The organism is Streptomyces sp. NPDC029138 (assembly GCF_055564375.1).
In genome coordinates this window covers 27747-42551 of the sequence record NZ_JBVHWM010000032.1, presented here as the reverse complement: position 1 = coordinate 42551, position 14805 = coordinate 27747, and the positions used below count along the sequence as shown (strand labels likewise).

The 14805-nt window shown below is 74.7% G+C and carries 1 protein-coding gene (cut by a window edge); it reads left to right on the top strand.

Annotation, left to right across the window (positions count from 1 at the left end):
* Positions 1 to 14805: the 3' portion of a scabin-related ADP-ribosyltransferase gene (locus ACZ4WH_RS23970; protein WP_468183651.1), read on the top strand. Its footprint begins 13185 nt before the window's first position; the window shows 14805 of its 27990 coding nt (coding positions 13186-27990); its start codon lies off the left edge, out of view; its stop codon occupies positions 14803 to 14805.

Here is a 14805-nt window from a genome sequence, read left to right as displayed (position 1 = left end):
TTCGCGGTCCTCCGCGGCGGGGACGGCCGCGAGCGGCTGCAGTGGGTACGCGGTGAGGACCACACCAGGCTGCCCTTCTCGGGCGAACTGCATCAGGGCTCGAAGGAAGCGGGGGGTCTGGTCAGCACCGGGCTCTCCGGAAGCACCTGGAACTTGCTCGCGGTGGCCGAATACATGGCGGCGAAGACGGAATTCCCCGTCGACATGCGGACGGTCCGGCTGGCCGCCGTCGGCGTGCTCGTCGGCGTCGGCCACCACACCATGCACGAGGTCATGCTCACCGCGCAGATGTGGGACCGGGCGCAGGGCGGCGTGTACGGGCTGGACTACGACAACGACGTCCGGCGTTACCGGAGCCTCCCACCACTGACCGAGGAGGAACTCCGCAGCCACGTGGCCCTGGACGGCCTGTTCCCCGACGAGCACGCGCAACCGCCCGGCGATACCGCCACCCTGGCGACCGCCACCGCCGGTGAGGGCGGCCGCCGTGGCGCGCCCTCGGGGCACCGGGAAGCCGCTCCGCCGACCGGCGAACTGCTGCGGGACACGTTCGCCCTGCCCGAGTGGTCGCGCGGGCTGCCGCGCACCCTGCCGGGCGCATCCCGGGACGGTCTCGGCAGCCGCGTGCTGCCGGCCGGGCTTCTCGACCCGGCCGAGGGAGGCGCCGCGCAGGCCGCCGGGCGGGACACAGTGGATGCGTCTACCGCCGACGCCGTTCGGGATGCCGGAACCGCTGCCGGGCTCCCCGACGGACCGCCGCGCGTCGACTACCAGCTCATCCACCCGCAGGACCGCAAGAAGGTGGTGGAGAGCAGGCCGGGCGAGACGCTGTGGCACTTCTCCTCGCAGCCCCCCGAGGTGGTGTTCGCCCAAGGTTTCAGCGGCCGGGACGTCCAGAACATCCTGAGCACCCGTGCGTGGACGACCCAGAACGACGCCTCGCAGTTCATCGCCACGACCCGGGACAGCCAGCTGTGGTTCATGAACCGCAGGTACCGCTACGAGATCCAGCCCTGGCGCAACAGCGACGCGACCGGTGTGGACGTCATCGCCACACTGCGCCGCCGGGGGCTGCCCTCCCTGGCCACCGAGGACGAGGTCGCCTTCGTCGGGCGCATCGATCCCGCCGCGTTCGTCAGGGTGCTGGACCGGCAGACCGGAATGACGGGAACCTGGGACGCCGCCTCCCAGCAGGTGGTGTGGGCCCACGGGCACTCCTGGCCGGTTTCCCCGCCCGCACCCCAGATCGCTGTTGTCCCCTTCGCCCAGGGCGAGAAGTCGCTGTCGCCCACGGCCATGGCCCTCGTTGCCGGTCTGGCAGCCCAGGTGGTCGCCGACGCGGTCACCGGCCGGGCACACGGGCTCGCGCACACCGTCGTGGACGTGACGGGTTTCGGGAACGGCGGAAGCCGGCTTCTGGGATCGGGCACCGCCGGTGCGCAACGCAGCGCGCAGACACGCGCCGACACCGTCGCACAGTTCCTGCGGGACCGGATCGCCGCGGAACTGACCACGGCGGCGCGAGCCGCCAACGGTGCGACCGCCGCCGACTTCACGGTCAACGCCGTCGGCCGCGGGTCCGCCGGTGATCCCGTACTGGCCACGATGGGCGGCGACGAGCGGCAGCGGCTGCGCAGCGCGGTGATCAGGGTGCGGCACCAGTACCACGCGGGGACGGGCCCGTACCCCGGTGGCGTGCCGGACCTCGCCCCCCGCGTCGGCTACGGCCTCGTCGACGGCGAGCGCACCGGGATTCCTGCCGACGCAGACCGCTCGCGGCAGACGCATCCGTCTGGGCTCGGCGCGGTCACGGGGGCCGGAGAGGTCGTCACCGACCGGTGGCGCAGACTGTCGGTCCAGTCGGGGCCCGAGCCGTTCGTCCTGTCCGCGGACCCTGACGGACGGTGGCGGTTGGAGCGCGCGCGGCGGTCCGGCGAGCGGACCGACGTCGGCTACACCTGGACGTGGCACGAGGGCGCGCCAGGTACCGCCCCGGTCCTGCACCTGGTCCGCCGCATTCATCTGGTCGCCGCCGAGGGAGCCGGCGAGGCGGATCTCGACCGTGTCCGCCAGGGACTGGCCCATGCGATCGAGAGGTATCTCAACGAGCCCGGCCACCGGCTGGACGACCTGTGGAACCTCACCCCACACAACGGGGACGGAGCGGGAGCGGGACCGCTGCTGCGCGTGAGCGTGCAGTTCGTCGCGGACCACGCGGCGGCCCACGGCGTGGTCGAGGTGCGCCCCGGTCTGCCCGCCGAGGGGCACGGGATGAACCAGCTCACCTGGTTCGCCGACGTCCACCCGGTGGCCCACGTCCATGAGTTCGTCCACGGCCTGGGTGTCCATGACGCCGACGCACAGGAACCGGGGACGAGCCTGATGGGCCGGCTGTACGGAGCGGACCCGGACATCTTCACGCTGACGAAGAACGATCTGCGACAGATCGCCGAGGTGTACGCCCCCTACGCGCACCCGACGGCTCGCACGGCGGACGCGGGTCCCCTCGGGCAGGTCGGCGGGACCGTGCGGGGCGCGATGGCCGACGCCGGGGAATCCATGGTCGACGGTCCGCTGCGAGCCCAGGCGGACGCCGCCGGCACTCATGGAGGAACCGCCGCCCAGGAGGCCCGGCCACAGGCTGGCACCGCGCAAGAGACCGGCCGGTCCGGCGACCCGGCACAGGAACAGGAGCGGGGCGCACCCGGCGACCCCGCGCCGGGGCAGGACACCGGAGCCGACACCGCGCCGCGCGCCCCCTGGTACGCGCGGCACGGCATGCTCGGCGAGGGCGCGGTGCGCGGCGTGGCGACGTTGACCCCGGAGCGGGCCGACGCGGAGGCCGGGCAGGCCCTCGAGGGCTTCGACGATCCGGTGCTGGCCGCGCACCTGAGGCCGGTGCTCGCCACCGCCCTGCGCACCACCGACCCGACCGCCTGGTCGGACCTGCTGCGCCGGGGCGTCTACCACGCAGTCCCCGCGGGCGACGGGAACCCCGCCCGGCTCGTCTGGCTCAAGCCCGCGCTCGAGAACGCAAGGCCGACCCGGAGCGTCGCCGAGGACGGGGACGTGCGCACCTACGGCGTCCGGTTCGCCGCCAAGTCGGTGGCGGCCGAGCAGTCCCGGTCCGTCACGGACGCCGTCGCCTTCGGTGTGCTCACGGCCCTCACCCTGACCTCCGCCGCCGCGTCCGCGGCCGTCCCCGGGGTTCCCGCGGTGCGGGGCGAGGCGGAGAACGCCGTCGTCCGGGGCGCCCACCGGACCGTGATCGCCGGACACGGCAGCATGGTCGCGGAGACCACCGGCTTCGACGCGGACGTCGTCTTCCGGGTGTACGTCGACGGACGGGACAGCCGCACGCTGCGTCCCGTGGACCGGGGCCTGGTGGCCGACTTCCCGGCCTCGCACTCCACGGCCGGCGAGCCCACCCCCTCCCTGGCCGATCCGCCCTCGCCCGCCCACACCGCCGGCGCCCGCACGGCGCCGCCCCGTCTGCACCGCCCGGTCGTCCACGCCCTCGACATGACGCCCGTCGCCCTCTACGTGCAAAAGCGTCTGCTCGACGCCCGGCTGGGCCCGGACCCGGTGCGGAGCATCATGGCGCGGCTGGAGATCCTGAGCGAGGAGGTCCGCAAACGCGGGCTCACCGCGCTGGGCGCCGGATACTCCGACCGCACCGTCCGGGTCGGCGCCGTGCTGCCCGGCCTGGGCACGGACGTCCGGGTCACCCTCCGGGTGACCGGCGTCCGGCTGGAGTACCTCGGCCGGACGCCGCCGGTGAAGATCCGCGAGGACCTGGGCGTCGGGTCGGCGTTCGTCAGCGGCCGGAGCGGCGAGAGCTCCGTCTCGGTCACCGCCGGGGCCAGCGTCATGGGCCTGGCGGCCCCCGCGACGCACGCACCCGGACACCATGCGGCCACCAGCGGGCAGTTCCCCATGGCCATGCTCACCGTCGGCTCGAAGAGCTCCTGGAGCCAGAAGGAGACCGTCCAGTCCGGGCGCCACACCGTCCTCACCACCACCGAGGACGAAGCCCGCTACCGGGCCGGTCTCAGCGTGCTCGTCGAGTTGTCCTCCCGCTCCCGTCCCCGTCTGTCCGACGCCTCCCACACCGTGGAACTGACCGCCGACCTCGGCGTCCCCTGGTGGGACGGGGAGGGCGCGGCCGAGTTCGAGGAGGAGGCCCTCGGGCAGGTACGCAGCCCGGAGGTGCTGTGGACGCTGCAGAACCGTCCCCCGGCCGCGGCCGCACCGGTCGCCGACGCGCCGTACGTACGAAGGCTGCTCGACGTCGCCGGGGCCGGGCCCGACCGTTCGCCGACGCCCCCGGCCCCGCTCGTGGAGGCGGCCCTGACGGCGCCGCGCCCGCAAGAGCCCCTGTACCTGGCCACCCGGCGGGGACTGCCGCCGCTCGCCGTGGCCGCCGCGCTCCCGGGCGCCGAACGCGTCGTGGACTCCCTGCGCGCGGCCGCCCGTGACCTCGCCCGCCGCACCGGGATGAGCCCCGCCCGCCGGGACGCGCTCCTCGAGCACATCGAGATGCACGCCGGCCCGGCCGCTCTGCTCGGCGACCTGACCGACGCGCTCACCGGCACCAGCCACACCGTGGGCGACGTCGAGTTCGGCATACGCGTGCGGCTGCTGGACACCGTGCGGGTCACCACGCACCCCACGACCCTCAACACCCGGGTGTCCACGAGCCGCACGGTGACCGGCGGCACCGGTCACAGCCTGTTCGTACGCGGCTCCCTGGGCGGCGTCACCCGCATCTCCCTGGCCGGCGGGGTGCGCATCCAGGCGGGCGTCGGCAGGCTCGAGGGCGGCGTCACCTTCCGCTCCGGCACCGGCTTCGGCACCACCGCCGGATCCTACGAGCGCGTCGAGACGGAGGGACCGGTCGACCGGCACGTCATCCGGGTCGGCTACGAGGTGTTCCTCGGGGCCAGGCGTCACAAGACCGAGCGGTGGTCGCTGGACCGGCCCGAACTCACCGCCCACGTCCTCGTACCGCACCAGGTCGTACCCCGCACCCCCGTCACCGAGGCCGACGCACGGGCCGCGGGCACGCTGCGCCGCGCCGGCCGCACCGCCCCCCGCGACCAGGCAGCCCTCGACCTGTCCCTGGGCACCTCCGGCGTCTACCCGACGTTCCTCGACGCGCCGGTGCTGCGCGAGACGGTGGCCGGCCTCTACGCCCGCACGGCGGGCGGCGCCACACTGCCGCCAGAAGTGGCCGCGCGGCTGACCCCGCGCGCCCTGGCCGCCGACCTGAACGCACTCACCCGCCCCGGCGGGACGGAGATCGTCCACCGGTCGTCCGACGGCGAGTACGTCGCCGTGCGGCTGGAGCTGACCCCGCTCCGGCCGCGCCTGGACGAGCCCGCGGGCGAGGTGGAGATCGAGCACTACGCCAAGTCCGCCGTACGGCACACCTCGGTGCGGGGCGTCGACCGCGCCGCGCAGATCCTCGGCGGTCCCCAGTTCCAGTTCCGGTACGGCTCCGACTCGGGCGGCGACGTCGAGATCAGCGACGGGCACCTCACGGGGGCCGAGTCGGGGCGGCACGGCGGCGTGCCCGGCGGCCGCGTCACCGTGATGGCCTACGCCTCCGCGGAGGTGCACCAGGGCGTCCGCCGGACCACGGACGACGGCGTCATCCACATCACCCGGACCACCGACTCCGGCCCCAAGCGGCTGGTCACCGCCGACGGCGGATGGCGGATCGAACTGGTCAGGTCCCGGGGGAGCGAGGGCCGTGCCAGGGTCCTCGACAGCGTGGAGCGGCACATCACCGTCACGGACCACCTGACCCTGCTCGTCCCCGAACGCCGGATCGCCGACCTCATGCCCTCGGCGGACGCGGACCGGAAGGGGGCCGGGACGGCCGAGGACGCCCCCGTCACCCGCGGTTACCTGGGCGGCCTGCTGCCGCGCAACGCCGCGCACGCCGAGGTGCTGCAGGGCGACCAGGTGGCGCGGGCCGTCGTCGAGCGGCTGCGCGCGCACCGGCTGCTGGCCGCCCCGGTCGACGGCCGACCGCTGCCCGTCGAGCCGCTGCGCCACTGGGTGGAGCAGACGTTCGGCTCATCGGCGCTGGCCGCCGGGTTCGGCGCCACGCTGGGCAGTGGACTCACCGCGTCGTTCGTCCTGCCGGGCTTCGCCGGCGCGCGACGGATGGTGTGGGTACGGGTGCAGGTGGAGAAGGTGGAGCCGGCACGGTCCGGCGCCCACCGCCCGGAGATCACCCACACCCTGCGCAACGAGGGGGTGCGCGAGGAGAAGACCAGCGAGCGTGGCGGCTACGCGACCGGCGTCGGCGGTGTGATCACCGGCCGCGGCGGCATCCACGACGCGCTCGCGGGCGAGCAGGGCCACGCCGGTGCCGACCTCTCGGCAGGCTACGCGGTGGGACGCACCGTGGAGGAGTCCCGGTCCGAGAAGGTCCTCGACATCCACCGCACCAGCCCCCGGGACAAGGGAGCCGCACCCGGCACCAGGGGCGCGCAGGAGATGACGCACCCGCTGCGGTACCGGGTCGAGGTGGGCGTCACCCACCAGAACGCCGAAGCCGTCCGCATGCTCTCCCAGGGCGCCGCGTTCATGGCCGGCGCCGTCGCCCGGACGGTGGGCCTGCGCCCCGCGGCGCTGCCGTGGTCGCGGCCGTTCGACTGGAAGGAGTCGGACGTCGTCGACGGCACCGTCCGGCTGCTCGTCCCCCGCTACCTGACCGAGGAGGCGGGCCCGAGGACGTCGCCGCAGGCGCCGTTCCGCCGCGCCGTGGGGAACGACCCGCGCTGGTCCCCGCGGGGCGCCGCCGTCCCCGCGCCGGTCGCCGGACTGGCGGAGAACCTGCACATCTGGGACGTGCCGGCCGCCGACGCGGTCAGGCGCTGGGCCGCCGTCGCCGCTGGGCGGCCCAGCGCCCACCCGGACGAGGTCCTGCGGGCCGCGGCCGACGGGCGGCGGCCCCGGGAAGCGGACGGTGAACACCTCGCGCCACCCGCCCGCGCGCGTTACGACCTGCACACCAGCCCCGAGACGCTGGCCGTCCGCGGCTCCAGCCTGTTCGAGGGGGATGGTCACGCCATCGCGGTGGACGGCCGCACGGTCCGCGCCCGCCTGGTGGTGACGGGGGCGGAGTTCGGCCCCGAGAGGCAGCAGAAGGCCCGCGTCTACACCCAGGAGGACGAGGAGCACGAGAGCGCGCGGGAGAGCTTCCGGGGCGTCCACCGCGGCGGCGGCCCGGAGGCCGGCGGCGGTTCGGACGACGTGGCGCTGCTGAACCGCAACCCCTACGAGCGCGGCACCGCCGGCGATGACAGGCTCGCTTCGGGCGCGGCCGAGACCGACGAGCACAACAGGGAGAGCGTCACCCCCTACCGCCATGTCGTCCTCGACGTGGACGTCCACCTGCGCGGCCCCAGGGGCACCCTGGTCGTCTCCGTCCCCCGTGGCGTCACCGGCATGATCCGGGTGAAGGACGGCCGGCTCGTGGGCGACCTGGACCGGCTGCTGGCCCCGCTGCTGGCAGCGCCGGCCGGAGCCGGCGCCGACGTGTCCGGGAACGGAAGCGCGAGCGACGCCGTGCCCGCGTCCACCGACGCGGCCGTGGTGTCCGGCGCCCCCGCCACCACCACCATCACCGCCGCCGTCGAGCCGGCCGGCTTCGTACCTGCGGCCGGCGGCACCGCGTCCGCCGCCCCTGCGGCCGAAGCCGTCCCGACCGATGCCGCCGCGGCGCCCGGCGCCACCGTGACCGACGCCGCCGCGGCCGGGATCGCGGGCCCGCTACCCACTGCCGCCGCGGCCGAGACCGCTGCGGAGGCCGAGAACGCGCCGCGGACGTCCACCGCGACCGGTTCCGGGGAGCAGGTACGGGAGCATCTCGCCCCAGGGCCGGTAGGGGACCAGCCGGAGGCGGAGGAGGCCCCGGCGCCGTCGGGCGGGACACCCGCATCGTCGGAGCTCGGGGACGACGAGGCCTTCGGCACGCCGCAGGACGGGCCGCGCGTCCCGTCGGAGCGGGCCCTCGGCAAGCGGCGCGCGGTTGACGCCCAGACGTCCGACCAGCCACCCGCGCAGCCGCTCGGGCAGGCACCGGCTCCGGACGGCGCCGCCGGACGGCGGCCCGTGACGATGGGGGAACCGGGCACCTCCGGGCAGCGCGAGGACTCCCGTTCGACGCCGGAGCAGTCCACGGCGCCGACTCGGCCGGGCGCCGAGCCCGGCGGGACGGCCACCGCCGCGCAGGAGCGGGCCGTGGCGCCGTCCCGTACGGCCGGGCAGGAACCAGGAGCGTTCGGCGACCCGGCCGCCCCGTTGCCCGTCCGGCGGATCCGCGGCCTGGACCCGCACGCCCTGACCCTCGCCGTCCCCCGGTCGGGGCTCCCCGCCATGCCCGAGATCGTACGCACGGTCGAGGAACTGGCCGCCCGCGCGGGACACCGGCTGTCCCGGAGCGCCCTGGAGGGGCTGCCCGGCACCCTGCTGCTCAACTACCGCTACCTCGGGGCCGGATTCGTCCTCGGGCTGGACGGCGTCGAGCTGCGTATCCGGCTGGCGACGGCGGACCCGCTGCTGGTGCCGCGGGCGGCCGGCGCCTACGACGGCCGGTCCCTGGCCCTCGTGCCCGAGGAGCACGAACCGGACACCGCCTCGGCGACCACGGAGGGCGGCACCCGGTCGGACTCCGAGAAAGCCCCGGGCCGGCCCCTGGGCCGCTTCCCCGAACCCGAGGAGCCGAAGCCGTTCCACGCCAACGAGGCGGTCAACAGCCTGATCACCCCCGGCGCCGTCGTGAAGGCGTACTCGGCTCCCACGGAGGCCTTCCGCATCAATGGCGCCGCCTCGTTCGGCATCGGCGTCGGCCGCCTCGGCCTCGGCCTCTCCCAGTCCTACGCCACGGCCCGCAGCACCACCACGGTCTCCGACGCCGAAGAGGGCCACGTCACGGTGGCCAAGACGGACTCGGAGATGGTGGCCCTCAAGGTCACCTGGCGGATCGCCCTGCGCACCGGCACGGAGCAGACCGGTACCGGTGACGCCCCGGTCACCGTGGAGGCGGCCGAGACCGACCGGCTCCTGGTCCAGGTGCCGCAGTACTACCTCGAGCCCGCACCGGCGCGGCAGGTCGTCGCCGAGGGCGATCGGGTCCGCGAACTGCTCAAGCAGGTGCCGCCGGTGCACTTCGCCGCGGGCCTGACCAGGCTGCCCGAGCTCTTCGACGGCATCGTCGCCCTGCTGCGGGAGCAGGGCCTGCCCCTACGGGTCGGCAGCGTCATGCGTGACGAACTGGTGCAGAAGCTCTGGGACCTCGAGGCACACCTCGAGGAGGCGACGGACTCCGGCTACCTGATCACGCTCCACAACCGGTACGGACAGCCCCGGGCGACCGTCCTGGTGCGCAGCGAACGGAACGGCGTGCCCGTCCTGGTGGGCGCGGCCAGCGACAAGGCAGCGGTGGAGGACGTCAGGACGGCGATCGACGGTGTCGGCAGCGGCGACACGAAGACCGCGTCGACCCGCGTCGCCCTGTCGGGTTCCGCCTCGCCGCTTCCGGCGGGTCCCAACATCTCCCTCGAACTGGCCCGCACGTACTCCTCCAGCGTCGGTCTCGGCGTCGGCCGCACCGGCCTCAGCGTGGAGGTACTGCGGGTGAAGGAGACCGCCGGCTACCAGGTCGGCTGGACGCACACCGCGGTCGTGTCGGTGGCCGGCCGGGGACAGCGGACGACGGCTCCCGTACCCGGCGAGGGCCACCTGCGGGTCCCGGTGGCCGACGCGTTCCGCTACGGCCTGCCGGTCGGCGAGGAGGCACTGGCCGACGAGGACGGGCCCGCCGCGCCGGTCGCCGAGGACGGGCCGGGCGCGTCGGCCGTCCGGACCACCCCCGTCGCACCGGGCACCGGTTCGGGCCCCGCCCCCGCGCCCGCCTTCGCCGCCCGGTCCGGCGCGTCCGGGACGTCCCCGGCGGAAACGGCCGGCGCCCCCCGCGCCGTACCCGAGACCACCGAGCTGCGCCGCACACGCGGTGCACACGACGCCGGCCTGGAGCGGCTGCCGGCGCACGCGGCCTCCGGCCGCGGTTTCGGCACGGGCATCCTTACTGTCGGTAAGGACACCGCCCGCGCACTGCACGACCTCGTCTACGAAGCGGCGCGCGGAGGCGGATACGTTCCGGCTCATCCCGAGGCACCGCTGAGCCGGCCCGACCTCGGCGACACACTGCTGCGGCACCAGCTCGAGAACCAGCGGATCCTCGCCAAGTTCCTCAACCAGCGGGCGCTGGGCGTCCACGAGTCCGTGATCAGGCAGGACGGCCTGCTCCTGCAGCTGGTGGTCCCGACCAGCTCGCTCGGCGTCATCACGGGCACGAGGGTGCTGTCGGTCCTGATCAAGGCCAGGCGCACCCGCGGAACGGAACCGGAGTTCCGGGGCACGACCGGCGCGTACACGCTCGTCCACCTCGACATCGGCCAGGACACCGCCCGGTTCTCGGAGAGCAGCAGCAAGCGGACCAGCCTCTCCGCGGGCTTCCGGGGCGCCGACGGAATCCTCCGCAGTGGCGGGTTCGGCGCGAGCGGCATGCTGCAGTCCAGCGTGGCCCAGTCCCGCAACCGTCTCACCAGCCTGCCCACGCTTCAGGAGTACGGCGGGGCCGACAACCGGGAGTTCACCCTCCACGAGGACTACGAGGCCCTCTTCCACGAGACCCGTAACGGGCTGAGCGGCCTGGACCGGCGGGCCCCGGGCACGTACGGGAACTGGTGGCCACCGCCCAGTGTCCTGCTGCCCCGTCAGCAGGCCAGGGTCCTGCTGTACCCGGTCGGCACGCCGCAGGGCGAGGCGGCGGCCGTCCCGACGCCGCCCAGGCTGCTGGAGCACGGCGTGGTCCACTACGTCGACACCACCGGCCTGTACGACGCGGTGGTCCAAGCCGTCCCCGACACCGCGGGGCGCCCGGGCGGCCCCGCCGAGAAGTTCCTGCGCACCCTGCTGGGACCGATCACCATCCGCACGCACCTGCCCGAGGTGCTGACGGACGGCATCTCCACCGACCAGGTCTTCGAGGCCGGGTTCGTACGCAACGGGCACGCCGCCGTGCACCTGTCGGCCGAGCTGGGCCCCTCGACCTTCGTGGGCGCCACGTCGGAGCCGTTCGTGTCGGGCAACATCGCACTGGGGCTGACCCAGGCCAACAACGAGCAGGGCGACTCCCGAGGCGTCCAGCTGACCCTCCCCAGCATCACCCTCGGCGGGGCGGTGAGCGGCAGCGGATCCCTGCAAGGCGGCCTGGACGCCGCCTGGGGGCGGCAGTGGAACACCGCCACCGTCACGGAGACGACCGGCGCCACCGAGGAGATCAGAATCCCGAGCCTGGCGCACCGGCCCGTGTACTTCTACCGCGCCCCGGCCACCTACGCACTCAAGGTCCTGCGGCAGGAGTCGGCCAAGCTGCTGCCCACCCGGTCCCGGTCCGGGGCGACGACGGTGCCCGACCGCGATGTGGTCTACGGGGTGCCGGAGTGGGTGGCGCTGGGCGCCTACGGCCGCGGCGAACTGCCCGTGCCCGACCGGCAGCTCGTCGACGTCATGAACGCCTGGAGCCGGGGAGAGGTCAGGCTCGGCGGCGACACCCTCGCCGCCCTCCTGGTCCGCTGGAAGGACACCACGCCCGACCCGGTGGACACCGCGTCCGCCGGTTCCGGTTCCGCACCGAGCGCCGAAGCCGCCGACCCACTGGCCAGGCTCACCGCACCGCGGGCCGAGCTGGCCGACCTGCTGTGGGACATGCACCGCGCCGGCGAACTGCCCCTCCAGGACGACGGCATCCTGCGCGCCTTCGCGGCCCGGTTCGGCAAGCCCGCCCCCGACGGGAGCATTCAGGCCCCGCCGGCACCCGTGCCCGACGAGCCCAGGACCGGGCTGCCCGACTACCTGACCCGTGAGGGCAGCCGGCTCCTCGGCCACAGCGCGGTCCACGAGGTGGTCTACGACGAACCCGGCAGGACGCCGCTGGCCGTCGTGACGGAGCTGGTGAACAGGGTGGCTCCCGGAGCCCTGAGCGCGAACCCCGAGGTGTGGAGTGCCGGGGGACGGCACATCGGCTCCCTCCAGGGTCTGCGCGCCGCACTGGAGGGCATGCTGGGCGGCAAGCGGACGTGGACGTTCGCTGAGGAACTGTTCTCCCCGGACGGGATGACCCTGTACTTCCCCAGCACCGGGCTCCCCCGGGCCGGGCTGGGCCTGGAGATCGTCGGCCTCACGCTTCGCGCGGTCACCGGAGCCTTCGAGGTGGGGGAGTTCCTTCCGAACACCGGTCTGGAGCACTACCGGCACGGAGGCGCGACGACCTCCCGCACCGCATCCCGGGACGCCACGGTGTCGGTGAGCGCCAGGTTCGGCGGCGGCGACGGCGACAGCGCCGGCTCCTTCGCCCTGATGAGCAGCGCGGGCATGGCCGCGGCCACGCACAGCGCGCTGACCCGCGGCACCACGGAGACCAACGAGCAGACCGCGTACACCTACGACCAGGGGACCTGGCGGGCCGACGCCACCTTCGAACTGCACGTGACGGCCGAGGTACTGAAGATGCGGCCGGGCTGGTCGCTGAACGACCTCATCGCGTCCGCCGTCCGTAGGCTGGGCACCCACACCCACTCGGCGTCCGACGTCGTACGGGGCACCATCGCCCTACAGGTGCCGAACGCCGTGGCCACGTTCCAGCCCGGGTTCGGTCCGTTCCCCGCACCGGACCCGCGGCCGCTGCCGCCCCTGCCCGGCGACGCGTACGTCACCGGTCTGTCGCTGGAGGAGATCCGCCCGGCGGCCGACGCCCTGTGGAAGCGGCTGTTCGGCGTCGATCCGCGGGCCGACCGGGTGCCGGTCAACAGCGTCGTCCTCCAACTGTCGAACCCCACACAGCTCGCGGCCCTCCTGCCACAGGCCCAACGGGGCCCGGTGGTGCTCGGCAAGGCGCTGTTCGCGCCCGGCCGGTCCGGCGAGCGGGCCGACCTGTCCCTGAGGCTGCACGGGTTCTCACAACTGAGGGTGCTCGGCCGGTTCGAGGGGGAGATCGGCACCGGACGCTACGGGAAGTCCCTGAACGTGACGACGGCGAGTGTCGGCATCGACGACTGGCGGCCGTCAGCGGGTTTCAACACCGTCGGGATCGCGGTCGCCCACACCGAGGACAACGTCGCGCGCACCAACGGCGGCGAGGCCCCCTTCAGCCGGGTCACCGGCGCGACCACGACCGACGCGGTCGGCGAGAGCTACCGGCGTGAGCAGCACCTCAAGCAGCTCGGCCCGGCGACCTGGCGGGTGGAGGCGACGGTCCGGCTGTCCCTGATCGCCCAGAAGCGCCACGAGGGCCTGTTCGTCACCTACTCGGACCCGCCCGCGGAGAGCCGCCCCGTCACCGGCCGTGTCGAACTCCAGCTGCACGAAGGCGAGCTGGAGCAGCTGCTGCGCCTCTGGGAGCAGACACCCCCGTCCGCGGCCCTCGGCCCGAAGGACTGGGCCGCACTCGACGCGGTCCGCGCGCCCCTCGACCTCGTCCCCCTGCTCCGCGAGGCCGCCACGGCCCGCGGCGGCACCCTGACCCGGCTGCCGGAGACGGTGCTCCGTGCCGTGCGGCGCGACACCAAGGGGCGCGACCTCCGTGCGATCGCCTTCACCCTGAACCGCGCCGATCTGGTCCGCATGGCCCATGCCGAGGCGCTGAACTGGGCTGTCACCACCGTGGAGGCGGACCTGGCGGCGGGAACGGTGACGGGCGCGGACGCCACCAGGGCCCGCGAGCTCCTCACCGGGTACCGGGCCCGGCAGGCCGACGGCGCCGCCGAGGCCACCGAGAAAGACCTGTACGCGTTGGTCCGCGAGGTGAACGAGGTCCACGAAGCGCTCCGCCGGGACACCGGCTCCGTGGGGCCGGTGAGCCTGCCCGACGCGCTGCGGTACGTGGAGCTGAACTGGGACCACTGGCTGCGCGTCTTCGCCCACGAGGCCGGCGTTCCGGTACGGCTGGAGCTCACCGGGCCCGAAGGCCGCTTCCACCGCTGGGCGGACCCCTCCGGCCGCGTCCACGCCTTCGACCCGCGTCAGCGCGAAGACGCGCCGAACCTGACCGTGGAGCAGGCCCGGCAGGCGGGGCTCCTGACTCCCGAGCACGCCGAGGCCGTTCGCGACGCCGGCCTGACCCCGGTCGAGCTGGCCCTGGCCTACCGCACCTCGTGGGCGGGCGGCAGAACCTTCGCGGAGGCGGTGTCGCTGGAGGTCGACCAGCGGCTGCGCGAACGAGTCCGCCTGGCCCTTCGTCCCCTGCCCGGCGAGGGCGCCGAGGCGCTGGGGGCCCTGACGGCGGTGCTGCTGGCGGCCGGCCCGGGCGCCCGGGCTCTGGTGGAGACGGGCGGCCGGTACGTGTACGCGGTCAACATCCGCAACACCGTCCGGTTCTCCGGTCCCGACGGCGCCCCGTTGCCGGCGGAAACGCTGGCGGGCACCGCCCGTTCCTTCGAGATCGACGCCTCGGGCACGCTGCTCGACCGCGAGTCGCCCGACGGGGCACCGCCGGTGCGGCAGGCGGAAGGCGAAAAGCTCAGCTTTTCCCAACTGCGCCTCGGAGCCGACCTGTTCGACTTCCTGCGACGCTACGGCCCGGAGCGCCCCGCGGCGGCCGATGAGCAGGACGGGCGTACGGGCGGCGAACCCGGCACCACCCGCACGGGCCGGGTGCGCGTGCTGGACCCGATCGCCGAGGAGCCGGATCCGGAGCCGGAGCAGGCGGGGGCGGAGGAGCCGTAG